General features: G+C 71.7%; 22 protein-coding genes. 5 read left to right on the top strand and 17 right to left on the bottom strand.

Going from position 1 to position 21,504, the window contains the following annotated elements; genetic code table 11:
* Positions 1-3: 3 nt before the first annotated feature.
* A complete protein-coding gene (locus tag AB0L59_RS02750) occupies positions 4-858 on the bottom strand; it encodes an NAD-dependent epimerase/dehydratase family protein (RefSeq protein ID WP_365578449.1) in 855 nt (284 codons plus the stop codon).
* 122 nt (positions 859-980) lie between these two features.
* Between AB0L59_RS02750 and AB0L59_RS02745 the strand changes: the two genes are divergently transcribed.
* Positions 981-1,829, top strand: a complete 849-nt coding sequence (locus tag AB0L59_RS02745; protein ID WP_365578447.1) for a helix-turn-helix transcriptional regulator — start codon at positions 981-983, stop codon at positions 1,827-1,829.
* A gap of 91 nt (positions 1,830-1,920) precedes the next feature.
* On the opposite strand, the gene era is transcribed toward AB0L59_RS02745, so the two are convergent.
* The gene (gene era / locus AB0L59_RS02740; RefSeq protein ID WP_365578445.1) at positions 1,921-2,874 is read right to left on the bottom strand and encodes a GTPase Era; all 954 of its coding nucleotides are present in this window, start codon (positions 2,872-2,874) and stop codon (positions 1,921-1,923) included.
* Between the two features lie 151 nt (positions 2,875-3,025).
* Here era and AB0L59_RS02735 point away from each other — a divergent pair, with 151 nt between their 5' ends.
* Both AB0L59_RS02735 and AB0L59_RS02730 read left to right on the top strand, forming a co-directional pair.
* Positions 3,026-4,342, top strand: a complete 1,317-nt coding sequence (locus AB0L59_RS02735; protein ID WP_365578443.1) for an ammonium transporter — start codon at positions 3,026-3,028, stop codon at positions 4,340-4,342.
* Positions 4,339-4,677 carry a P-II family nitrogen regulator gene (locus AB0L59_RS02730; RefSeq protein ID WP_365578441.1) on the top strand — a complete coding sequence of 113 codons (339 nt, stop codon included), beginning with the start codon at positions 4,339-4,341 and terminating at the stop codon, positions 4,675-4,677. Before AB0L59_RS02735 ends, AB0L59_RS02730 begins: the two co-directional genes overlap by 4 nt.
* Here AB0L59_RS02730 and AB0L59_RS02725 read toward each other — a convergent pair.
* The 5 genes from AB0L59_RS02725 to AB0L59_RS02705 all read right to left on the bottom strand — a co-directional run bounded on the left by AB0L59_RS02725 (position 4,571) and on the right by AB0L59_RS02705 (position 9,068).
* Positions 4,571-5,581 carry a DUF916 domain-containing protein gene (locus tag AB0L59_RS02725; RefSeq protein ID WP_365578439.1) on the bottom strand — a complete coding sequence of 337 codons (1,011 nt, stop codon included), beginning with the start codon at positions 5,579-5,581 and terminating at the stop codon, positions 4,571-4,573. The two genes, AB0L59_RS02730 and AB0L59_RS02725, sit on opposite strands and share 107 nt — an antisense overlap.
* Before the next feature lie 90 nt (positions 5,582-5,671).
* Positions 5,672-7,009 (bottom strand): beta-xylosidase, encoded by a 1,338-nt coding sequence (locus AB0L59_RS02720; RefSeq protein ID WP_365578437.1) that lies wholly within the window; start codon positions 7,007-7,009, stop codon positions 5,672-5,674.
* A gap of 173 nt (positions 7,010-7,182) precedes the next feature.
* Positions 7,183-7,659 (bottom strand): hypothetical protein, encoded by a 477-nt coding sequence (locus tag AB0L59_RS02715; RefSeq protein WP_365578435.1) that lies wholly within the window; start codon positions 7,657-7,659, stop codon positions 7,183-7,185.
* A gap of 205 nt (positions 7,660-7,864) precedes the next feature.
* On the bottom strand, positions 7,865-8,218 hold the full coding sequence (locus AB0L59_RS02710; protein WP_365578433.1) for a cytidine deaminase: 354 nt from the start codon (positions 8,216-8,218) through the stop codon (positions 7,865-7,867).
* Between the two features lie 28 nt (positions 8,219-8,246).
* Complete coding sequence (locus AB0L59_RS02705) at positions 8,247-9,068, bottom strand: helix-turn-helix transcriptional regulator (protein ID WP_365579483.1); 822 nt, start codon at positions 9,066-9,068, stop codon at positions 8,247-8,249.
* A gap of 148 nt (positions 9,069-9,216) precedes the next feature.
* On the opposite strand from AB0L59_RS02705, the gene AB0L59_RS02700 reads away from it, so the two are divergent.
* Positions 9,217-10,647 carry an MFS transporter gene (locus AB0L59_RS02700; protein WP_365578431.1) on the top strand — a complete coding sequence of 477 codons (1,431 nt, stop codon included), beginning with the start codon at positions 9,217-9,219 and terminating at the stop codon, positions 10,645-10,647.
* Between the two features lie 96 nt (positions 10,648-10,743).
* On the opposite strand, the gene AB0L59_RS02695 is transcribed toward AB0L59_RS02700, so the two are convergent.
* From AB0L59_RS02695 to AB0L59_RS02665, 7 genes are all read right to left on the bottom strand, one after another.
* Positions 10,744-11,103 (bottom strand): MmcQ/YjbR family DNA-binding protein, encoded by a 360-nt coding sequence (locus tag AB0L59_RS02695; RefSeq protein ID WP_365578429.1) that lies wholly within the window; start codon positions 11,101-11,103, stop codon positions 10,744-10,746.
* A complete protein-coding gene (locus AB0L59_RS02690) occupies positions 11,100-12,401 on the bottom strand; it encodes a hemolysin family protein (RefSeq protein ID WP_365578427.1) in 1,302 nt (433 codons plus the stop codon). Before AB0L59_RS02690 ends, AB0L59_RS02695 begins: the two co-directional genes overlap by 4 nt.
* 9 nt (positions 12,402-12,410) lie before the next feature.
* On the bottom strand, positions 12,411-12,908 hold the full coding sequence (gene ybeY, locus AB0L59_RS02685) for an rRNA maturation RNase YbeY (RefSeq protein WP_365578425.1): 498 nt from the start codon (positions 12,906-12,908) through the stop codon (positions 12,411-12,413).
* 12 nt (positions 12,909-12,920) lie between these two features.
* Positions 12,921-14,000 (bottom strand): PhoH family protein, encoded by a 1,080-nt coding sequence (locus tag AB0L59_RS02680; RefSeq protein WP_365578423.1) that lies wholly within the window; start codon positions 13,998-14,000, stop codon positions 12,921-12,923.
* 292 nt (positions 14,001-14,292) lie between these two features.
* The gene (locus AB0L59_RS02675; protein ID WP_365579481.1) at positions 14,293-15,417 is read right to left on the bottom strand and encodes a PfkB family carbohydrate kinase; all 1,125 of its coding nucleotides are present in this window, start codon (positions 15,415-15,417) and stop codon (positions 14,293-14,295) included.
* A gap of 82 nt (positions 15,418-15,499) precedes the next feature.
* The gene (locus AB0L59_RS02670) at positions 15,500-16,789 is read right to left on the bottom strand and encodes a glucarate dehydratase family protein (RefSeq protein WP_365578421.1); all 1,290 of its coding nucleotides are present in this window, start codon (positions 16,787-16,789) and stop codon (positions 15,500-15,502) included.
* Positions 16,786-17,682: a 5-dehydro-4-deoxyglucarate dehydratase gene (locus tag AB0L59_RS02665; RefSeq protein ID WP_365579479.1), complete on the bottom strand. Its 897-nt coding sequence runs from the start codon at positions 17,680-17,682 to the stop codon at positions 16,786-16,788. Before AB0L59_RS02665 ends, AB0L59_RS02670 begins: the two co-directional genes overlap by 4 nt.
* Positions 17,683-18,025: 343 nt before the next feature.
* Between AB0L59_RS02665 and AB0L59_RS02660 the strand changes: the two genes are divergently transcribed.
* Positions 18,026-19,252, top strand: coding sequence for an MFS transporter (locus tag AB0L59_RS02660; RefSeq protein WP_365578419.1), 1,227 nt, complete (start codon positions 18,026-18,028; stop codon positions 19,250-19,252).
* On the opposite strand, the gene AB0L59_RS02655 is transcribed toward AB0L59_RS02660, so the two are convergent.
* The 3 genes from AB0L59_RS02655 to AB0L59_RS02645 are packed head-to-tail and all read right to left on the bottom strand — an operon-like array spanning position 19,204 to position 21,494.
* Positions 19,204-20,208 carry an adenosine deaminase gene (locus tag AB0L59_RS02655; protein ID WP_365578417.1) on the bottom strand — a complete coding sequence of 335 codons (1,005 nt, stop codon included), beginning with the start codon at positions 20,206-20,208 and terminating at the stop codon, positions 19,204-19,206. The two genes, AB0L59_RS02660 and AB0L59_RS02655, sit on opposite strands and share 49 nt — an antisense overlap.
* A 20-nt stretch (positions 20,209-20,228) precedes the next feature.
* Positions 20,229-21,134, bottom strand: coding sequence for a ribonuclease Z (locus AB0L59_RS02650; protein WP_365578415.1), 906 nt, complete (start codon positions 21,132-21,134; stop codon positions 20,229-20,231).
* Positions 21,135-21,140: 6 nt separating this feature from the next.
* Positions 21,141-21,494, bottom strand: coding sequence for a histidine triad nucleotide-binding protein (locus AB0L59_RS02645; protein WP_365578413.1), 354 nt, complete (start codon positions 21,492-21,494; stop codon positions 21,141-21,143).
* Between the last annotated feature and the right edge of the window lie 10 nt (positions 21,495-21,504).

Raw genomic sequence — 21,504 nt, 5'->3', positions numbered from 1 at the left:
GAATCACAGCGCCCCCGCGTCCCGGGCCGCCCACACGCTCGGGTGGACGGGGCGGTAGCCCAGGTCACGGCGGATCTTCTCGGTGGACATGATCACCAGCCACGGGTCCGGGTCGGTCCGGGCGTACATGTCGGCGGGCACCTCGACGCCGTTGAGCCGGTGCAGTTCGACCGCCGTGACGGGGGCGTCGTCGGCGATGTTGTGGACCGGGCCGCGCACCGCCGGTGCGTGCAGCAGGCGCAGCAACCCCTGGGCGACGTCGGCGTGGTGGCCCATGTGCAGTCGCTGGGTGGGCGCCCAGTGCGTGGCCCAGCGCAGGGACTGGGCGAGGTGCGGGTCGCCCTCGCCGTAGACGAAGGGCAGCCGGGCCACGCGCACCTCCAGGCCCTCAAGCGCGAGCAGTTCCTTCTCGGCCGCCGCCTTGGACTCGGGATAGGCGCCCCACATCGCGCCGCCGGGCCGGGTCTCGTCGTCCTCGGTCAGCGGACGGCCCCGCCCGACTCCGTACACCAGCCCCGTACTGACCTGCACGAACCGCCGCACGCCCGCGGCCAGCGCGGCCCGGCCCAGCGCCACGGCCGCGTCCCGGTTGACGGCCCACGCCTCCTCGTCGGGCACCCCGCGGAAGGACGCCGCGATGTTCACGACCGCGTCCGCCCCGGCCACCGCCTTGCCGAGCGCCTCCGCGTCCCGCAGGTCGCCGACCGCCACCTGGGCGCCGAGTTCCGCGAAGCGCTCGCCGTGCTCCGCGTCGCGCACCAGGACCCGTACCTCCTCGCCCGGCCGCCGCTGGGCCAGCAGCCTCGGCACGAAACGCCGTCCGACCTGCCCCGTCGTGCCCGTCACCAGTGTCAGCATCCTCTGCTCCTCTCGGCCTGTGCCACCACTGTCGAACGGCGCCGCGCCGGCCGGGAGAGACCTTCCGATCAGGGGACCGGCACTCCCTGGATAAGCCCTGCGGTCTGCTCCACCCTGAAGGGGTGAACCGAGACGAACTCGCCGACTTCCTGCGCCGCGGCCGGGCCCGCCTGGACCCGTCCGACGTGGGCCTCACGCCCGGCGCCCGGCGCCGTACCGCCGGGCTGCGGCGGGAGGAGGTGGCCTCGCTGGCGGGCATGTCGGTCGACTACTACACCCGGCTGGAACAGTGCCGGGGCCCGCGGCCGTCCCGCCAGATGCTCACGGCGCTGGCCCGGGCGCTGCGCCTGACCGACGACGAACGGGACCACCTCTTCCATCTGACGGGCGAGGAGCCGCCCCGCCGGGAGACCACGTCCTCGCACGTCCGCCCCGGACTGCTGCTGGTCCTGGACCGGCTGCACGACGCCCCGGCGCTCGTGGTGTCGGACTGCGGGGAGGTGCTCGCGCAGAACGCGATGTCCAGGGCCCTGTCGGGAGACGTGCTGAGCCGCCCGCCCCGCGAGCGCAACATGCTCCGCCGCTTCTTCCTGGATCCGGCGGGACGCGAGCTCTTCCCACCGGAGGACGTGCCGGAACACGCGCGCGTGCACGTGGCGAACCTGCGCGCCGTCGCCGCCGCCCGGCCCGGCGACCCCGAACCGGCCGCCCTGGTGGCCGAACTCCGCGGCGGCAGCGAGGAATTCGCCCGCCTCTGGAACCGGCACGAGGTGGCGGTACGGCGCAGCTCGACGAAGCGCTTCCGGCACCCGGTGGTGGGCCTGCTGGAACTGGACTGCGAGATCCTGCTGAGCGACGACCAGCGCCACCAGCTCGTCCTCCACACGGCCCGCCCGGGCACGGAGTCCCACGAGCGGCTCCAGCTGCTGCGGGTGGTGGGGTTGCAGGATCTCTCGCCCGGCAGGTCCTGACCGCGTGGCGTCTCACCTGCCGCAGGGGGTCCGGGGCGCAGCCCCGTGACAGGGTGTCTCGGCCGGGTGAGACGGGTGGGTGGGAAAGCGGCTAGAAGCCCAGCTTGCGGAGCTGCTTCGGGTCCCGTTGCCAGTCCTTGGCCACCTTGACGTGCAGGTCCAGGAAGACCGGCGTCCCGAGCAGCGCCTCGATCTGCTTGCGCGACTTGATCCCGACCTCCTTCAACCGCTTGCCCTTGGGCCCGATGATGATCCCCTTCTGGCTGGGGCGCTCGATGTAGACGTTGGCGTGGATGTCGAGGAGGGGCCGATCCGCCGGACGGTCCTCGCGCGGGAGCATCTCCTCCACGACCACGGCGATCGAGTGCGGCAGCTCGTCGCGCACGCCCTCCAGCGCGGCCTCACGGATGAGTTCCGCGATCATGACCTGCTCGGGCTCGTCCGTCAGATCACCCTCGGGGTAGAGCGCGGGCCCCTCCGGCAGCAGCGGGATCAAGAGGTCCGCCAGCAGGTCCACCTGCTTGGCGCCCACCGCCGACACCGGCACGATCTCGGCCCACTCGATGCCCAGGTCCCTGCCCAGCTGGTCGATGGCGATCAGCTGCTCGGCCAGGGCCTTGGAGTCGACCAGGTCGGTCTTGGTGACGATGGCGACCTTCGGGGTCTTCCTGATCCCGGCCAGCTCCTTGGCGATGAAGCGGTCACCGGGACCGATCTTCTCGTTCGCCGGCAGACAGAAGCCGATCACGTCGACCTCGGCCCACGTCGTGCGTACGACGTCGTTGAGCCGCTCGCCGAGCAGCGTGCGCGGCTTGTGCAGCCCGGGGGTGTCCACCAGGATCAGCTGGGCGTCGGGCCGGTGCACGATCCCCCGTACCGTGTGCCGCGTCGTCTGCGGCTGGTTGGCGGTGATCGCCACCTTCTGCCCCACCAGAGCGTTCGTGAGGGTGGACTTGCCCGCGTTGGGGCGGCCCACGAAGCAGGCGAAGCCGGCGCGGTGGACGGTCTCGCCGGACCGCTCGGATGACTGGGTACGAACGCTCATGGCGACCATTCTCCCTGATCCACGAGCCCCGGCCGCACCGTGAGGTTTCGGTAACCCTCAGGCAATGAAACGTCACGGAAACACACTCGTACACGGCCGGAAACGCGCACCGGTGACCCTCTGACGAGCCCCCACACCGTTGGAGACGCCCGTGACCCTCGCCGCCGCGCACGTGAACACCGGCGACACCGCCTGGCTGCTCGCCGCCACCGCCCTCGTCCTGCTGATGACCCCGGGCCTGGCCCTGTTCTACGGCGGCATGGTCCGCGCGAAGAGCGTCCTCAACATGCTGATGATGAGCTTCGTGTCGATCGCCCTGGTCACGGTGGTGTGGCTCGTGGCCGGCTACTCCCTCGCCTTCGGCGACGACGCCTTCGGGGGACTCATCGGCGGACTCCGGCACGCCGGAATGGCCCACCTCGGGCCCGGCAGCGTGCACGGCACCGTCCCCACCCTCCTCTTCGCCACCTTCCAGCTGACCTTCGCGATCATCACGGCCGCACTGATCAGCGGCGCGGTCGCCGACCGCACCAAATTCTCCGCCTGGCTGGTCTTCGTACCGCTGTGGGCACTGCTCGTATACGTTCCGGTGACGCACTGGGTGTGGGGTCCGGGTGGCTGGATCGCGGACAAGCTCGGCGCGCTCGACTTCGCGGGCGGTCTGCCCGTCGAGATCACCTCCGGTGCGTCCGGGCTCGCCCTGTGCCTGGTCCTCGGGCCGCGCCTGGGCTTCAAGAAGGACGCCATGCGCCCGCACAACCTGCCCATGGTGATCCTGGGCGCCGGCCTGCTCTGGTTCGGCTGGTTCGGCTTCAACGCGGGCAGCGCGCTCGGCGCGAACGGTCTCGCCGCCGCGGCCTTCCTCAACACCCTCGCCGCCGGCTGCACCGGCCTGCTGGGCTGGCTCTTCGTCGAGCAGAAGCGGGACGGGCACCCCACCACCCTGGGCGCCGCCTCCGGCGCGGTGGCCGGCCTGGTCGCGATCACCCCGTCCTGCGGCACGGTCTCCCTGCTCGGCGCCCTCGTCGTCGGCCTCGCCGCCGGTGTCGTCTGCTCCTACGCGGTGAGCTGGAAGTTCAGGCTGGACTACGACGACTCCCTGGACGTCGTCGGCGTCCACCTGGTCGGCGGCATCATCGGCACGCTGCTGATCGGCCTGTTCGCCGAGAAGGCGATGACCGGTGGCACGCAGGGCCTCTTCTACGGCGGCGGGCTCGCCCCGCTCGGCAGGCAGCTGCTGGCCGTGGTGGTCGTCGCGGTGTACGCCTTCGGGGTGACGTTCGGCCTCGGCAAGCTGCTCGACAAGGCCATGGGCCTGCGCGCGAGCGAGGAGCAGGAGCACACCGGGCTGGACCTTACGGTGCACGCCGAGACGGCATACGATCACGGCGTCCTGGGCCACGGCGCCCCGGTCTCCCACTCCGTCCTCACCGGCACCAGCACGCAGAAGGTCGACACCCAGGCATGAAGCTCATCACCGCGATCGTCAAGCCGTACCGTCTGGACGCGGTCAAGACCGCCCTGCAGGAGCTGGGGGTGCACGGTCTGACCGTGACCGAGGCGAGCGGCTACGGCCGGCAGCGCGGTCACACCGAGGTGTACCGGGGGGCCGAGTACCGCGTCGACCTGGTGCCGAAGGTGCGGATCGAGGTCGTGGTGGAGGACGCCGACGCCGACGCCGTGATCGACGCGATCGTCAGGGCCGCGCAGACGGGGAAGATCGGGGACGGGAAGGTGTGGGCCGTGCCCGTGGAGACGGTCGTACGCGTGCGGACCGGCGAACGCGGCCCCGACGCGCTCTGACCAGCAGCACCCCGGTCACCACGCCCGCGGCGAACCCCAGCGCCGCGACCAGCCAGGGCAGGGCGAGGAAGGAGGCGCTCGCCGACTGCCGGGTGCCGGGCGCGCTCGCGGTCAACGTGACGGTGCCCCGGTCGAGTTGGGGCGCCCCGCGCCAGGTCTCGGTGAGCCGGACCCGCTGTCCCGGCAGCAGCTCGGACGGCACCCGGCTCAGCTCGCGGTCGAGCAGCGTACGGCCGAACAGCCCATGCGCCGTCAGCTCCACCTTGGGGTCCAGGGTGACGTTTCCGGTGTTGCGCAGGGTGTAGGTGACGGTCGCCGTGCTGGTGCCGAGCCCCGGGATCAGGGGCTGGTGGTGGCTGATGTGCACCTGTCCCACGGAGAGGGCGGGCAGCGTCGGCCCGCCGACCCGCAGATAGACCCGGGCACCGACGGCCTGCCGCACACCGAGCGCGAGCCGCCCGCTGCCGGGTGCGACCCGCTCGTCCAGGGCGACGATGGCACCCGGGTGGTCACCGGGCTCGGCCCCGTCCGGAACGTGCAGCGTGAAAGGCACCGTGACGGTCCCGTGCCCGGGCACAGTGACCCGGGACGTCTCGAGCCGGGCCCAGGCACCCACCCCGAGCATCCGCTCCTGCAGGGTTCGTACGGCGAACCCGCCGTCCCGCGCGGTGTTGTAGGCGTCGGCCGCGTAGAGCCGGAAGGTGAGCGGCCTGCCGGTCTTGTTCTGGACGGCGACCTTGTCGGTGAGGGTCTGGCCGGGGCCGGCGGAGAGGTAGAAGTAGGGCCGCGCGGCGATCTTCGAGGCGACGGGGTAGACGGACCAGCTGCCGTTGTCGGCGGCGTGGGCGGGCGCGGCCTGCCAGGTCAGCAGCAGGCCCAGGAGGAGGACGTACAGCTTGCGCATGGGTGCGGACCCCCACGGACTGGCACGGACGAGCACGGGCGAATGCGGTGTACGGCAAGGGGGAACGGGCGGGTGCGGGCGCCCGTACGCTCAGGTGAGCGTCAGCGTCAGCACCCCGGAGTACGAGCCCGGAGGCGTGAACGCCGGTACGTCCAGGGAGAGCCCGGCGTCGACGGTGAACTCACCGCCGGTGAGTGTGCCGTCGGAGGCCGACGCCAGCGTCGCTCCCGAGGCACCCACGGTGCCCGCCGACCCGGCCTTGCAAGTGCTGGGGCTGCCCGCCTTGGTCGCGCACGCGGGGGTCCAGCCCAGCTTCCCGGCGTCGATCTTGCCGCCGGGACCGGTGAAGTCGGTGACCTTGCCGGTCAGGGACCAGCCCGCGGGCCCGCCGCGGAAGTCCTGGACGGTCACCGTCTGCAGCTTGCCCGTCGAGGCCCCGCCCTTGCCGAAGTCGACCGACGACAGCGCGACGGAGTCCCCGGCCTGGGACATGGACAGCGTGCCCGCCTTGACGGTGGTCGTCAGCTTCTGACTGCCGGGAGGGACGGGCGTGTTGTCGTTGACGACGTAGGCCGCGGGCCCGGCCCCCTTGTCCGCGGTCCAGGAGCCGCCCTCGTAGGCAACGATCCCGGTCGTCGTCTTGTCGTTGACGACCAGCGAACCGCTGAAGGAGCCCTGCGCGTTCGTGGTCACCGTGGCGGTGTCCGCCGTCTGCCGGTCCCCGGACCGGCCGGCCAGGGTGACGGTGGCGCCCGGCGTGAAGTTCGTGCCGTTGACCGTGACACCGGCGCCGGGGTCACCGGAGGCCGAACTCAGCGCGATGGCACGGGTGTTGGCCGGGGGGCCATCGGCCGCCGTCACCGTCTCCGACACCGGGGCGGGCGGGTTGGTGACCGTGCACGGGGTGTCCAGCTCCAGGATGTAGCTGGTGTGGATGTTGTAGTCGCCGGGCGAGAGGGTGATCCGCCCGGCCTTGGTGACGGTGAACGTGCCGGTCATCGAGAAGGACGGGAACGCGGCCTTCCCCGCGACCGGCGGATTCTTCTTCGGCCCGGCGACGGTGACGTCCCCCGTCTGCGCGCCCCCGAGGGTGACCTTCCCGGTCGGGGTCATGATGTCGGCCGGCAGGGCCAGGTCCGTGGGGTTGGACGCGGCGGCGGTGACCACGGTGTACGTCACGGTGACCGTGTCGCCGACCTTCGGGCTGGTGTTGTCCACCGAGACACTGGCGGTCGTGGTGCCGTCGATCGGCGGCAGTCCCGCCACCGCGGGCGGGATGCAGTGCGTGGCGAAGTCCACGTTGGCACCGGCGGCGCCGGCCGGACAGGCCAGCGCGCCGCCCGCGGTGACCGCGAGCGCGGTCGCCCCGAACAGTGACGCCCAGCGCCATCGACGGGATCTTCGTGGTCTTGGGGGTGTCGAACCCATGGGGCCCCCTCCTGAGGGTTGCGGGCGCAGCGGCTCGTCTGCGCCGACAGGGGGCATTGATGTGGAGCGGGAGTGAGAAGTCAATGGAGATGCCGCAGAAACCTGACGGATCATCAGTTTCTGCGGCATCCACGGGGCTTCCGGCCGGAACCGGAACAGATCGCTCGGGCCGGTCAGTCGAAGACGAAGGGGCCGGGCGACTGCGGACCGTTCGCCGTGCACGTCACGGTGACTCCGAAGATCACCATCTTCAGCGAGCCGCCGTAGGCGTCCAGGCTGTCACCGGAGGCGACGGTGCCCGGGAGCGGGCCGACACTGACCGGGTCACCGGTGTTCATGGCGGGGTTCTTCGTCCCGCTGAACACGACCGAGCCGCCGCCGGCCTTGGCCAGGGTCAGGGTGGAGGAGATGGAGTCCTGCGCCACCGCGACCGGCGCGGTGATCGCGGAGGAGGTGAGGGTGACGGTGGCCGAGGTGCCGCTCTGGGTGGCGGTGAGCGTGGCCGTACCGCCGCCGAAGATGCCGCAGCTCGCCGTGATGGTCGCCGACTGTGGGGTGACGGCGGCCGCCGAGGGTGCGAAGGCGAGTCCGGTGACCGCGAGGGCCCCGGCGGCCAGTGCCGCACCCATTGCCGTGCGCTTGCCTCTCATGGGGATCCGCTTCCCTTTCGTGTGGGGAGTGCCGTGTGGGGGGACACCGGCGGGCGGGGAGGCCTGAGCAGGCGGGTGCGGACACACTGCGTCGGCGGTGCGGATCTGACGGCCCGTCGGAACGTACGGCTTCATTGATGCGCAAGGGCAAGAACACAACAAGGTTGAATTCCAGCCGACCTTTCGTTCGGCCGGGTGGGCGGGTTCAGCCCGCCGAGACGGTGAGCCTGACGACGCCGTCGGCACCGGCCAGCAGTACCGGCGTCCCCGCACCCCCGAGGTCGGCAACGGCGGCCAAGTCCTCGTCGGCCACGGACTCCACGTCACTCACGACCGCCGCCGCCTCCAGGGACGCCGCCCCCGATGCCACCGCCATGGCAACGGCCGTGCGGAGCGCGCTCAGCTTCAGCGAGGGCAGCGACACCGACCCGGCGACATACGTACGCCCGGTGTCGTCCCGTACGGCCGCCCCCTCCGGCACGGCGTTGCGGGCCCGCGCGGAACGGGCCAGGGTCACGATCTTGCGGTCCTCGGGGTCAAGCGCGTTGCTCTCGGTCATGCCCAGAGCATACGAAGCCCGGGCCCGCTCACCCCGCCACGGGGTACATCGCGCCCCGCCGTCCCTCCGGAGACGCCAGCCACTCCAGCTTCGCAGCGGTGTTGGCCTCATCCAGCGGAGTGTGCAGCACGATCATCAGATCGGGCCGGGCCGGCACCTTCATCACCGTGGACTCCACGACCAGCAGCCCGACCAGCGGATGCTCCAGCTCCTTGCGGATCTGCCCCTGGTCCTCGATGTCCCGCTCCGCCCACATGCCCCGGAACTCGGCGCTGGCCTCGCTCACCTCGGCGAGCACCGTCCGGAAACCCTCGTCGTCCGGCCGTGCCGCACACGCCGCCCGGAACTGCGCCACGACCGTACGCGCGTTCCGCTCCCAGCTGTGGCTGCGCGACCGGTACAGCGGATCGGTGAAGAAGTCCACGAGGCAGTTCTGCGTGATGTCCGGCCGCATGCCGAGCACGATCGCGGCCGCGTCGTTGTACATCACGCAGTTGTAGTACAGGTCCATGATGTGCGCCGGATACGGCATCCAGGTGTCGATCAGCCGCCGCAGCCCGTCGCACATGTTCCGCTGGTTCTGCGGGATCACGGGCGCCGGCGGATTCATCCCGGCCAGCAGGTACAGATGCCGGCGCTCGGCGTCGCTCAGCCGCAGCACCCGAGCCACCGCGTCGAGCACCGACGGCGAGACGGAGATCTCCCGCCCCTGCTCGAGCCACTGGTACCAGGAAGCGCCCACCCCGGCGAGCACCGCGACCTCCTCCCTGCGCAGTCCGGGCGTACGGCGCCGGCCGCCGCCCACGGGCAGCCCGGCCTCCTCGGGGCTGACCCGGGCCCGCCGGCTCATCAGGAACTCGCGCAGCTCTTCACGCCGTTGACTTCTCGTCGCCTCAGCAGCGGGCACGTACCGCTCCTCCCCCGTCGTGTCTGGTGGTGCCACCACCACCATAAGTTGCGACTCCCCACCGGTATTCCGGACGCCCGATGCTCGAGACATGGCGATCGACACCACCACCCAACCCACCCCCACCACGGGCACACCGCTCGACACCCCCCGGCCGCCCCGGTTGTCGACGCGTGACAAGCTCGTCCTGTTCGTGCTGTGCGCGGCCCAGTTCATGGTCGCGCTGGACTTCTCGGTCCTGAACGTGGCCCTGCCCGAGCTCGGCACCGACCTCGGCATGAGCCGCTCGGCCCTGCAGTGGGCGGTCACCGCGTTCGCGCTGCCCTCCGGCGGTTTCCTGCTGCTCTTCGGCCGCATCGGCGACCTGTACGGCCGCCGGAAGGTGTTCCTGGCCGGCCTGACCCTGTTCGGCGCGGCCTCGCTGCTGGCGACCCTGGCCTGGGACCCCGCGTCCCTCCTGGCCGGGCGAGCGCTGCAGGGCCTCGGCGCGGCGGCGATCGTCCCGACGGGTATGTCCCTGCTGACCACCACCTTCCCGGAGGGCCCGGCCCGCGACCGCGCCCTGGGCATCTCCGGCACCCTCCTGTCGCTGGGCTTCACCGTCGGCATGGTCGCGGGCGGCATGCTGACGGACGCGCTCGGCTGGCGCTCCACGATGGCGCTGCTGTCGGTGTTCGCGCTGATCGTGCTGCCGCTGGCGCCGGGCCTGCTGCCGGAGTCGCGCACCCCGGAGCGTCCCCGCCTGGACGTGCCCGGCGCGGTCACCGTCACCGCCGGTCTGCTGTCCCTGATCTACGCCCTGTCCACGGCGGCCGACCACGGCTTCGGACGCGCCGACGTCCTCGTCACCCTGGCCGCCGGTCTGCTGCTGCTGACCGTGTTCACGGTCGTCGAGTCCCGTACGACCGCTCCGCTGGTCTCGCTGCCGATGCTGCGCCGCCGCACGGTGGCCTGGGGGAACGTGGGTGGCCTGGTCACCTTCTCGATGATGTCCACCGTCATCTTCGTCCTGACCCTGTACCTGCAGGAGATCCTGCGCCTGTCGGCCTTCGAGACGGGCCTGGTCTTCGGTGTCCAGGGCGTCCTGTCGGCCATCGCGGGCTCGCTCGCCCCGAAGGTGATCGGCCGCTTCGGCGACCGCCGCACCCTGGTCGGCTCGCTGACCGGCCAGGGCGCGCTGATCGCGACGCTGCTCCTGCTGAACTCCCACGTCCGGTCGGTCTGGCTCGCCGCGGCCGCCGTGTCCCTGGCGAGCATGTGCCACCTGGGCGCGATCATCTCCTACGGCCTGACCGTCACCTCGGGGGTCCCGGACGAGGAGCAGGGCCTGGCCACCGGCCTGGTGACCTCCACCCAGCAGGTCGGCATCACGGTCGGCATCCCGCTGCTGGGTGTGCTGGCCACCACCTCGCACGACCTGCTGACCGGCCTCCACACGGTACTCGCCCTGGACGCGGGCGTGGTCCTGGCCGCCGCCGTGCTGGTCGGACTGGGTCTGCGCCGGGGTCGGTCCGAGGACTGAACGATCACGCTCCGCGCGGCCGTGTGCACCACACACGGCCGCGCGTGTCTCCGCTCGACGACGGGAAGGGCGCCACGCCGCCCCGGGCCATCGGGTCTACGGCCGGTCCAGCCGCAGTCGCTCCGCCCTCGGCAGACCCGCGACGACGAGGTCGTAGGAGTCCTCGATCAGCTCGCGGACCAGCCGCTTCGGCAGTTCCCCGTCGACGGTCACGGTGTTCCAGTGCCGCTTGTTCATGTGCCAGCCGGGGATGATCAGGCCCTGGTGCTCCCCGCGCAGCCGGACCGCGTCCTCCGGGTCGCACTTGAGGTTGACCGTCAGAGGCCGCGCGCCCAGGTTCGTCAGGGCGAACATCTTGCCCAGCACCTTGAAGACCGACGTCTCCGGGTTGAACGGGAAGTCCTCCACGACCGCGTCGAAGGACAGGCAGAAGGCGCGCAGCTCCTCCGGGGTCACTCGGGTCTCGCCTCCTCGGCGGCCGGTACGGGGACCGGTTCGACCAGGACCGTCACGATCTTGTTCCGGCGTCCGGCCGCGGCCTCCGCGGTCAGCTTCAGCCGGCGCTCGTCGGGCAGTTCGACCTCGGCGGAGGCGCCCGCGATGGGTACGCGGCCGAGGGCCTTGGCGAGCAGTCCGCCGACGGTCTCCACGTCCTCGTCGTCGTACTCCTCCAGGCCGTACAGCTCGCCGAGGTCCGTGATGTCGAGGCGGGCGGTGACCCGGAAGCGGTCGCCGCCCAGCTGGACGACGGGCGGGAGTTCGCGGTCGTACTCGTCGGTGATCTCGCCGACGATCTCCTCGAGGATGTCCTCGATCGTGACGATCCCGGCCGTGCCGCCGTACTCGTCGATGACGACGGCGACGTGATTGCGTTCCTTCTGCATCTCGCGCAGCAGGTCACCGGCGTTCTTGGTGTCGGGCACGAAGACGGCGGGGCGCATCGCGGTGGAGACCAGGTCGCCCTCCGCCTCCCGGTTGATGTGCGTCTTGCGGACCAGGTCCTTCAGATACACGATCCCGACGATGTCGTCCTCGCTCTCGCCGGTGACCGGGATCCGCGAGAACCCGGAGCGCAGGGCGAGGGTGAGGGCCTGCCGAATGGTCTTGAAGCGCTCGATGGTGATCAGGTCGGTGCGCGGCACCATGACCTCGCGCACCAGCGTGTCGCCCAGCTCGAAGACCGAGTGCACCATACGGCGCTCCTCGTCCTCGATCAGCGACTCCTTCTCGGCGAGGTCGACCAGGGCGCGCAGCTCGGCCTCGGAGGCGAACGGCCCGCGCCGAAAGCCCTTGCCGGGCGTGAGGGCGTTGCCGAGAAGGATCAGCAGCGAGGGGATCGGCCCCATGATCCGGGCCAGCGGCAGCAGGACGTACGCCGCCGCGGTCGCGGTGTTGAGCGGGTGCTGCCGGCCGATGGTGCGCGGCGACACGCCCACGGCGACGTACGACACCAGGACCATGACCCCGATGGCGACCAGCAGGGCCTGCCAGGTGGAGGTGAACGCCTCCAGGCAGGCGTACGTCACCAGGGCCGCGGCCGCCATCTCGCAGGCGACGCGGACCAGCAGGGCCACGTTCAGATAGCGGGTGGGGTCGGCGGCGACCTGCGCGAGCCCGGCACTGCCGCGCCGCCCGGACTTGACGGCCTCCTCGGCGCGGAAACTGGAGACCCGGGCGAGGCCCGCCTCCGCGCAGGCGGCGAGCCAGGCGACGACGACCAGCGCGATCGCGCCGACCACGATCTGCGGAGACATGCCGGCCGCTTACGAGACGGTCGGCGCCGGCGACGGCCCGGTCAGCCCGCGGTCGGCCCGCCACCCGTCCACGATGGCGGCCTGGAGCCCGAACATCTCGGCCTTCTCGTCGGGCTCCTCGTGGTCGTAGCCGAGCAGGTGCAGCACGCCGTGGACGGTGAGCAGCTGCAGCTCCTCGTCCATGGAGTGCTGCGTCGGGGATTCCGCCCCCTGCTTGGCGGCGACCTCCGGGCACAGCACGATGTCGCCGAGCAGCCCCTGCGGCGGCTCGTCGTCGTCCTTGGACGGCGGCCGCAGCTCGTCCATCGGGAACGACATGACATCGGTCGGCCCGGGCAGGTCCATCCACTGGATGTGCAGCTGCTCCATGGCATCGGCGTCCACGACGATCACCGAGAGCTCGGAGAGCGGGTGGATGCGCATCCTCGCGAGTGCGTAGCGGGCGATGTCGAGGATCGCCTGCTCGTCGACCTCGGTACCGGACTCGTTGTTGACGTCGATCGACATGGTCGTGCTGGTCTACTTCCCCTTGGTGACCTTGGCGCCGGTCTTGCCCCGGCCGCCCTTGTGGGTGCCGTTCTCGGTGCCGTACTTGCTGTCGTATTGCTCGTACGCGTCGACGATACGGCCCACCAGCTTGTGCCGTACGACATCGTGGGACGACAGCCGGGAGAAGTGGACGTCCTCGACCCCTTCGAGGATCTCCTGCACCTGCCGCAGACCGCTCTTGGTGCCGTTCGGCAGGTCGACCTGCGTCACGTCACCGGTGATCACGATCTTCGAGTCGAAGCCGAGGCGGGTGAGGAACATCTTCATCTGCTCGGGGCTCGTGTTCTGGGCCTCGTCCAGGATGATGAAGGCGTCGTTGAGCGTGCGGCCACGCATGTAGGCGAGCGGCGCTACCTCGATCGTCCCGGCGGCCATCAGCCGCGGAATGGAGTCCGGGTCGATCATGTCGTGCAGCGCGTCGTACAGCGGGCGCAGGTAGGGGTCGATCTTCTCGTAGAGCGTGCCGGGCAGGAAGCCCAGCCGCTCCCCGGCCTCGACCGCGGGGCGGGTCAGGATGATCCGGTTGACCTGCTTGGACTGCAGGGCCTGGACGGCCTTGGCCATGGCCAGGTAGGTCTTTCCGGTACCGGCCGGGCCGATGCCGAACACGATGGTGTGCTTGTCGATCGCGTCGACGTACCGCTTCTGGTTGAGGGTCTTGGGGCGGATGGTGCGGCCCCGCGAGGACAGGATGTTCTGCGTCAGCACCTGCGCCGGGGTCTCCGGGCCGTCGCTCGTCCCGTTCTCGCTCGCCTTGAGCATGGCGATCGAGCGTTCCACTGCGTCCTCCGTCATCGGCTGCCCGGTGCGGAGCACCAGCATCATCTCGTCGAACACGCGCGAAATGAGGGCGACGTCGCTGGGGTCGCCGACCGCGCTGATCTCATTGCCCCGGACGTGGATGTCGGCCGCCGGGAAGGCCTTCTCGATCACACGCAGGAGGGAGTCGCCGGAACCCAGCACGGTCACCATGGGGTGCTGGGCGGGGACGGTGAACTGCGCTCTCGCCTGCTCCTGCGCGGGGGTGTGAGCTGTGGGTGTCTGTGTCATGGGCCGGCGCTGAAGGCCTGCGCTTCCTCCTCGTCACGGCCGCGTAGCTGAGGGCGGCCTCGCGATTCCAGGGTACGACGGTGCACCGACAAGCCCGTAGGCCTTTTCGGCGCCCACCTCTCCGACTGATCACACCCCGCGGGCCCGGCCGGTGCCACTGGAGAGGGCCACCTCCCGGCTGTCCGCCGACAAGACCCGCGCCCCACCCGACCGAGCCGAACCCCTCCGAGACCCGGGACACGGACGAGTGGGTGGGAGACGGGGGTCCAGAGGGGTGGAGACCCCCGGTCGGTCAGCTGGACCGGCGGAACCCGATGGTGGGCACGGCACGACGCAACGGCCACGGCCGGTCCAGCTCCTCCGGAACAAGCCCGTCCAGAAAGCCGTACCGGCGAAGCGCCGCCGGCTCCTGCCCCGGCACCGACTGCACCCGCCGCCACCACGCCCCGATCTCCGACCACCCCGGCGCCGACAGCGACCCCCCGAACTCCTGCACCGACAGGGCCGCCGTGAGCCCGGCGAAGGCCAGGCGGTCCGCCAGCGGCCACCCCGCCAGCGATCCCGTCACGAACCCGGCGACGAACACGTCCCCCGCCCCCGTGGGATCCAGCGCCTCCACGGCGATCGCCGGCACCTCCGCCGCCTCCCCCGTCCGCCGGTCCACCGCGTACGCCCCCTCCGACCCCAGGGTCACCACAGCCACCGGCACGTACTCGGTCAGCGCGTGCGCGGCCAGCCGCGGGCAGTCGGCCCCCGTGTACCGCTTCGCCTCCTCCGCGTTCGGCAGAAACGCCTCGCAGTGCTCCAGATCGGCGAGTCCGGCCAGATCCCACGCCCCGGTGTCGTCCCAGCCGACGTCCGCGAAGATCCGCGCCCCCTCCCGCGCGGCCTGCGCGATCCACGACGCACGCGTACCCGGCGTCAGCGAGGCCACGGCCGCACGCGCGCGGGGCGGGCAGTCCGGGGCCGGTTCCTCCGGCGGCGGCTCGTGCCCGTGGGACACCATCGTCCGCTCGCCCTCGTACGCCATGGACACGGTCACCGGGGAGTGCCAGCCGGGCACGGTCCGCGACGCCGTCAGATCGATGCCCTCGCCCTGGGAGAGCGCGTCCCAGCAGTACTCGCCGTAGTGGTCGTCCCCGAAGGCCGCCGCGAGGGAGGTCCTCAGGCCGAGCCGGGCGAGGGCCGTGGCCATGTTGGCTACCCCGCCGGGGCTCGAGCCCATGCCCCGGGCCCAGGACTCGGTGCCGCGCACGGGCGCCGAGTCCAGACCGGTGAAGACGATGTCGAGGAAGACCGTGCCCGTCAGATAGACGTCCCAGGGCGGGTCGCCGGGCCGGCGCAGCGCGGCGAGGGGGTCGACCTGGGCCTGACGGCGCGCGGCCTGGGTGAGGTGTTCCGGTTCCTCTCCGGTCATCGTGTGCGACGGGGTCACGGTGCGCTCCCTGGCGTGGTGCGGATCTGGCCAGTGTGCACCAATCACCCCGTCGTGCAGGGGGTTACCAGCGGGGCATCACCGGTTGCCGCCAGCCCGGGTCGCCGGCCCGCATCGCCGCCGCGTCGTCGCGGTCGCGCAGGGAGCCGTCGTCCTCGGCCCACCGCCGGTGCAGCCGGGCCAGTTCGTCCCGGTCGAGCTCGACCCCGAGGCCGGGTGCGTCGGAGACCGCGACCCTCCCGTCACGGAACTCGAGCCGCTCGGTGAGGACATCCTCGGACTGCCAGGGGTAATGCGAGTCGCACGCGTGGTGCAGGCCGGGGACGGTGGCCGCGACCTGGGTCATCGCGGCGAGGCTGATCCCCAGATGGGTGTTGGAGTGCATCGAGACGCCGACCCCGAACGTCTCGCAGACCGCGGCGAGTTGACGGGTGTTGCGCAGTCCGCCCCAGTAGTGGTGGTCGGAGAGCACGACCTGCACGGCGTCCCGCGTGAAGGCCTCCTTGATCTCCCCGAAGGTGGTCACGCACATGTTCGTGGCGAGCGGCACGTCGGTCCTCGCCGACACCTCGGCCATGGCGGGCGTGCCCAGCGTCGGGTCCTCCAGGTACTCCAGGACGTCCCCGAGTTCCTTCGCCACCTTCAGCGAGGTCTCGACGGACCAGGCGCCGTTGGGGTCGAGGCGCAGCGGGTGTCCGGGGAAGGCCTCGGCGAGGGCCCGTACGGCCGCGATCTCCTCGTCGGGCGGGAAGACCCCGCCCTTGAGCTTGAACGACCCGAAGCCGTACCGCTCCTTGAAGGTCCGCGCCTGTGCCACGATCCCGGCCGGGTCGAGCGCGTCACCCCAGTCGTCCGGCTCGGCCGGGACCCCCGCCGGGTGCCCGGCCCACTTGTAGAACAGGTAGGCGCTGTACTCGACGGTGTCCCGCAGCTTGCCGCCGAGCAGCGCGTGCACGGGCAGTCCGAGTGCCTTGCCCTGGGCGTCGAGGCACGCGACCTCGAAGGCGGACAGCACCGACAGCCGCAGTTTGTCGGCGCTCTGCACGCCGCGCAGGCCACCGGCGTCCACCTCCCCCTGGACCCGCGACGCGTCCACGCCGAGGTCGATCGCGAACAGCCTGTTCACATCCATGACCGACCGTCCGATGAGCTGCTCCGCCGGCCGGCGGGCCAGTTCCAGGTACTTCGTGTCGCCGTAGGTCTCGCCGAGCCCGGTGATCCCGCCGGCGGTGACGATCTCCACGATCAGCCGCGGGGTGTACGGCTGGTGCACGCCCTGGGTGTTCAGCAGCGGCTGGTCGGCGACCAGGATCGGCGTCAGCCGCACCTCGGCGATGGTCAGGTCACGGGTCACAGGGAGGCTCCTACGAGGTCTAGTCCGGCGGTGAGCAGGGCCTTGAGGTCGGCGAGGTCGGCGGGCGCGGGGTCGGTGAGCGGGGCGCGCACGGGTCCGACGCGCTGTCCGCGCAGCCGGGCCGCCGCCTTCACCAGGGACACGGCGTATCCGGGCGCGCGGTCCCGGAGCTCGACGAACGGGACGTAGAAGTCCCGGAGCAGTTTGTCGACCGTCCCGTCCTCCCCGCTCCGGAGCGCGGCGAAGAAGGCGCCGGCGATCTCGGGGGCGAAGGCGTGCACGGCGGAGGAGTAGGCGGGGACGCCGACGGCGGCGTAGGCCCGGGCCTGGATCTCGGCGGTGGCGGCGCCGTTGAAGAAGAGGAAGCCGTCGGGGGCGGCGAGGGTGAGGCGCTGGAGCCGGTCGAGGTCACTGTGGCCGTCCTTGAGGCCGACGACGTTCGGGATGCGCGCGATGCGCCGCAACGCGTCCACGGTATAGGCCACTTGGCCGCGCTGGTAGGCGATCAGCGGCAGCCGGGTGCGCTCGGCGAGCCGCTTCAGCTGGGCGGCGAGGCCGGCTTGCGGGGCGTCGACCAGGTAGTGCGGCAGCACGAGCAGGGCGTCGGCGCCGGCCTCCTCGGCGATCCCCGCGAACCGGGCGGCCTGCGCCCAGCCGTAGCCGGTCCCGGCCACGACCGGCACCCTGCCTGCGGCCTCCTCGACGGCGATCCGGACGACGGCGCGGTACTCCTCCTCGTCCAGCGAGAAGAACTCCCCGGTGCCGCAGGCGGGGAAGACGGCGCCGGGCCCGGCGGCCAGCCGGTCGGCGACATGGGAGCGGAAGCCGTCGGGGTCGAGGGAGCCGTCGTCCCGGAAGGCGGTGAGCGGGAAGGACAGCACCCCGCGCGCCATGCCCTCCCGCAGCCGCCGCACCACGCCCTCGGGACTCGGATCGCCGCCCACGCTGACCATCTCCCCTTATGAATCTCGTCCATGTATGAGAACAGAGGTTAGATACGTGCATACGAGGCCGTCAATGAGCGGCAGACGAAAGAGCCGTTCACTCCCCTGAAAGGGCCCCCGCCTACCCACACTCCCCCGGCACAAACTCAACAGTGATCCAGATCACCCCACCCGGCCTTCTTCCCGAACCGCTTGCTTGATACAACTTGCTCGCGCGTTCCTGTCCCTCGACGGTCGTCGCCCCTCTCCCTCCTTTCCCCACCCCTTCCTCACGCCTGCCCTGGGAACGCCCGTGTCCGCCCCCCGCACCCTGCCCTGGCCCCTCGTCGCCCTTTTCACGGCCGGGTATCTCGCCCCGTACCTCCTGCCCACCACCGTCGGCAGACTCGACGGCGGACTGCCCCTGAGCGCCACGCAGGCCGGGGCCATCGGCAGTGCCCTGCTGCTGAGTTCGGCGACGGCGGGCTTCCTGCTGGCCTCCCGGGTCGACCGCCTCGGCCCCCGCACCCTGGCCCGGATCGGTCTCGCCCTCGCCGTCCTCGGCTACGGCGGTGCCGCCCTCACCGGTGTCGTGCCGGCCGTCGTCGTGGGTGCCGTCGTCGGCGGGTTCGGGTCCGGCACGATCACGGCGGTCGCCGCGAGCGGCATCGCCGCGCAACCCGACCCGCACCGGGTCACCACGCTCGGCCTGCTCGGCGTCTCCGCCCTCGCCGGCGCCCTCTACCTGACGATCCCGCACCTCGGCCCCGGCCACGGCCTGCCCCTGGCGGCCATCGCGCTCACGGCGCTCGCGGTCCTCCCGCTCACCGGCCGCCTGTCCGGTCGTACCAAACCGGCCCGTACGGCCGTCCCGTACGGCCGCCTCCCGCACCTGCGCGCCGGACTGCTGCTGGCCGCCGCCATGCCCTGCTGGTCCCTGGTCCAGAACTCCCTCTGGGGCGTCAGCGGCCGGATCGGACTCGACCAGGCCCACCTCAGCGAGGTCACCGTCGGCGCGGTGTTCGCGGTCGCGCTCGGCGCCGGACTCGTCGGAGTCCTCGGCGCGGGCGCGCTCGGCCCCCGGCTGGGCCTGGCCCTGCCCGTCGGCGCCGGTACGGCCCTGATCGCGGGCTGTGTCGCGCTCAGCGCGTCCGCGACCGGCCCGCGCGCCTTCGCGGCGGGCGAGATCTCCTGGAACCTGCTCTACCCGGTCGTCCTGTCGTACGTCATCGGCCTCGCCGCCTCCCTCGACCCGCGCGGCCGCTGGGCGGTCCTGGTCGGCTCGGCTTCCTCGCTGGGAACGGCGGCGGGACCGCTCACGGGAAGCGTGCTGGCGGGGTGGGTGGGCTTTCCCACGATGGGGACGCTCCTCGGCGCCGGGCTGCTGCTGATCGCCGTACCGATGACGGCGGTGGCCCTGCGGGCCGGCAGGCGGCCCCTGCCGGTGGTGGAACTCCCGGTGCAGACGCCCGCCGTAACCGCGCGGAGCGCCTACGACACCGCGTCGCCGAACTCGTACGCGTCGACCTCGGCGAGGTAGCGGGCCCGGCGCTCCTCGTCGTCCTCCAGGAAGGAGGCGAGGAAGGAATTGCGGGCCAGCTCGCGCAGCCGGTCCTCGGTCAGGCCCAGGATCCGGTGCACGGCCGCGAAGTTGTCGCCCGCGTACCCGCCGAAGTACGCCGGGTCGTCGGAGTTGACCGTGCACAGCAGGCCGGCGTCGAGCATGGCCGGCAGCGGGTGGTCGGCCAGCGTGTCGACGGTGCGCAGGCGGACGTTGGACAACGGGCACAGGGTGAGCGGGACCCGCTCCCGGACCAGCCGCTCGACCAGCGCCGGATCCTCCATGCAGCGCAGCCCGTGGTCCACGCGCTCGACGCCGAGCACGTCCAGCGCCTCGCTGATGTACTCCGGCGGCCCCTCCTCACCGGCGTGCGCGACGCGGCGCAGCCCGAGCGCGGCCGCCGCCTCGTACACCTCCCGGAACTTCACCGGCGGATGCCCGACCTCGGCGGAGTCCAGACCGACGCCGGTGATCCGGTCGAGGTACGGCCTCGCGGCCTCCAGGGTTTCCAGGGCCGACTCGGCGGACTCGTCCCGCAGGAAGCAGAGGATGAGCCTGGTGGAGATCCCGTGGCTGCGCTCGCTGCCGCCGAGGGCCCGCCACAGCCCCTCCACGACGGTGCCCATGGACACGCCCCGCGCGAGGTGGGCCTGCGGGTCGAAGAAGATCTCCGCGTGCCGGACGCCCTGCGCGGCGGCCCGGGCCAGGTAGGCGTTCGCCAGGTCGGCGAAGTCCTGCTCGGTGCGCAGGACGGCCATGAGTTCGTAGTACAGGTTCAGGAAGGACTGGAGGTCCTCGAAGTCGTACGCCTTGCGGAGCTCTTCCGTGTCCGCGTACGGAAGGGTCACGCCGTTGCGGGCGGCCAGCTCGAACGCCAGCTCCGGCTCCAGGGTGCCTTCGATGTGGAGGTGCAGTTCTGCTTTCGGGAGGGGCATCGAAGCATCGTACGGGTGGTTTACCGCCGTTTCGGAATCGGCACTCGCTGCAGGTCGTGCGCCACGGTCAGCTCGCCCGCGAACCCGGCCGCCCGCGCCTGCCGCTCGAACTCCTCCGGTTCCGAGTAGCGCTGGCTGAAGTGGGTGAGGACGAGATGGCGTACGCCCGCGTCCCGGGCGACGGCGGCGGCCTGCCCCGCGGTCAGGTGACCGTGCTCCACCGCCAGTTCGGCGTCCTCGTCCAGGAAGGTCGACTCGATGACCAGCAGGTCGCAGCCCTCGGCGAGCGCGTGCACGCCGTCGCAGAGCCGGGTGTCCATGACGAACGCGAACCGCTGCCCGCGCCGCACCTCGCTGACGTCCTCCAGCGTGACGTCCCCCAGCCGGCCCTCGCGCTGCAGCCGGCCGACGTCCGGGCCCTTGATCCCGTGCGCGGCGAGCCGGTCGGGCAGCATCCGGCGGCCGTCGGGTTCGATCAGGCGGTAGCCGTAGGACTCGACCGGGTGCGACAGCCGACGGGCCTCCAGGGTGTACGACGGCGTCACGGCGAGGATGCCGTCGGCGGCGACCGGCGCCTCGGTGATGCCGACGGTCTCCCGGTAGGCGGTGGCGTACCGCAGCCGGTCGAAGAAGCGCTGCCCGGAGCGTGGGTAGTGCGCGGTGACCTCGTGCGGCACCTGGTCCAGGTTGATCCGCTGGATGACTCCGGCCAGGCCGAGGGAGTGGTCGCCGTGGAAGTGCGTGACGCAGATCCGGTTCAGGTCGTGGGCGGCGGCCCCGGCGCGCACCATCTGCCGCTGCGTGCCCTCGCCGGGGTCGAACAGCATGCCCTCGCCGTCCCACCGCAGCAGATAGCCGTTGTGGTTGCGGTGCCGGGTGGGAACCTGGCTGGCGGTGCCGAGGACCACCAGTTCACGTACGGACACGGTGACTTACCCGGGCGGCCACTGCATGCCACGGCCGCCGAGGACGTGCGCGTGGGCATGCCAGACGGTCTGCCCGGCGCCGCTGCCCGTGTTGAAGACGATGCGGTAGCTCTCGAGCTTCTCCTCGTCGGCCACGGCCTGGGTCTCGGCCAGGACGTCGGCGGCGAGTTGCGGTGCGCCGGCGCCGAGTGCGGCGGCGTTCTCGTAGTGGGCCTTGGGGATCACCAGGATGTGGGTGGGGGCCTGGGGGTTTATGTCCCGGAAGGCGACGGTGGTGTCTGTCTCGCGGACGATCGTCGCCGGGATGTGTCCCGCGACGATCTTGCAGAACAGGCAGTCGTCCTGGGGTTCTCCGGCCATGCGTGTGCCT

The organism is Streptomyces sp. NPDC052109 (genome assembly GCF_040680195.1).
Classification (GTDB): domain Bacteria; phylum Actinomycetota; class Actinomycetes; order Streptomycetales; family Streptomycetaceae; genus Streptomyces.
The sequence above is the reverse complement of the archived record's forward strand: the minus strand, read 5'-3'. Positions and strand labels throughout refer to the sequence as shown.

Bases quoted from the DNA above. Each gene is read 5' to 3' on its own strand.
- AB0L59_RS02750 (WP_365578449.1), bottom strand. From the start codon at position 858: ATGCTGACACTGGTGACGGGCACGACGGGGCAGGTCGGACGGCGTTTC.
- era (WP_365578445.1), bottom strand. From the start codon at position 2,874: ATGAGCGTTCGTACCCAGTCATCCGAGCGGTCCGGCGAGACCGTCCAC.
- AB0L59_RS02730 (WP_365578441.1), top strand. From the start codon at position 4,339: ATGAAGCTCATCACCGCGATCGTCAAGCCGTACCGTCTGGACGCGGTC.
- AB0L59_RS02725 (WP_365578439.1), bottom strand. From the start codon at position 5,581: ATGCGCAAGCTGTACGTCCTCCTCCTGGGCCTGCTGCTGACCTGGCAG.
- AB0L59_RS02720 (WP_365578437.1), bottom strand. From the start codon at position 7,009: ATGGGTTCGACACCCCCAAGACCACGAAGATCCCGTCGATGGCGCTGG.
- AB0L59_RS02715 (WP_365578435.1), bottom strand. From the start codon at position 7,659: ATGAGAGGCAAGCGCACGGCAATGGGTGCGGCACTGGCCGCCGGGGCC.
- AB0L59_RS02710 (WP_365578433.1), bottom strand. From the start codon at position 8,218: ATGACCGAGAGCAACGCGCTTGACCCCGAGGACCGCAAGATCGTGACC.
- AB0L59_RS02705 (WP_365579483.1), bottom strand. From the start codon at position 9,068: ATGAGCCGGCGGGCCCGGGTCAGCCCCGAGGAGGCCGGGCTGCCCGTG.
- AB0L59_RS02700 (WP_365578431.1), top strand. From the start codon at position 9,217: ATGGCGATCGACACCACCACCCAACCCACCCCCACCACGGGCACACCG.
- AB0L59_RS02690 (WP_365578427.1), bottom strand. From the start codon at position 12,401: ATGTCTCCGCAGATCGTGGTCGGCGCGATCGCGCTGGTCGTCGTCGCC.
- ybeY (WP_365578425.1), bottom strand. From the start codon at position 12,908: ATGTCGATCGACGTCAACAACGAGTCCGGTACCGAGGTCGACGAGCAG.
- AB0L59_RS02680 (WP_365578423.1), bottom strand. From the start codon at position 14,000: ATGACACAGACACCCACAGCTCACACCCCCGCGCAGGAGCAGGCGAGA.
- AB0L59_RS02675 (WP_365579481.1), bottom strand. From the start codon at position 15,417: ATGACCGGAGAGGAACCGGAACACCTCACCCAGGCCGCGCGCCGTCAG.
- AB0L59_RS02665 (WP_365579479.1), bottom strand. From the start codon at position 17,682: ATGGCGCGCGGGGTGCTGTCCTTCCCGCTCACCGCCTTCCGGGACGAC.
- AB0L59_RS02655 (WP_365578417.1), bottom strand. From the start codon at position 20,208: ATGCCCCTCCCGAAAGCAGAACTGCACCTCCACATCGAAGGCACCCTG.
- AB0L59_RS02645 (WP_365578413.1), bottom strand. From the start codon at position 21,494: ATGGCCGGAGAACCCCAGGACGACTGCCTGTTCTGCAAGATCGTCGCG.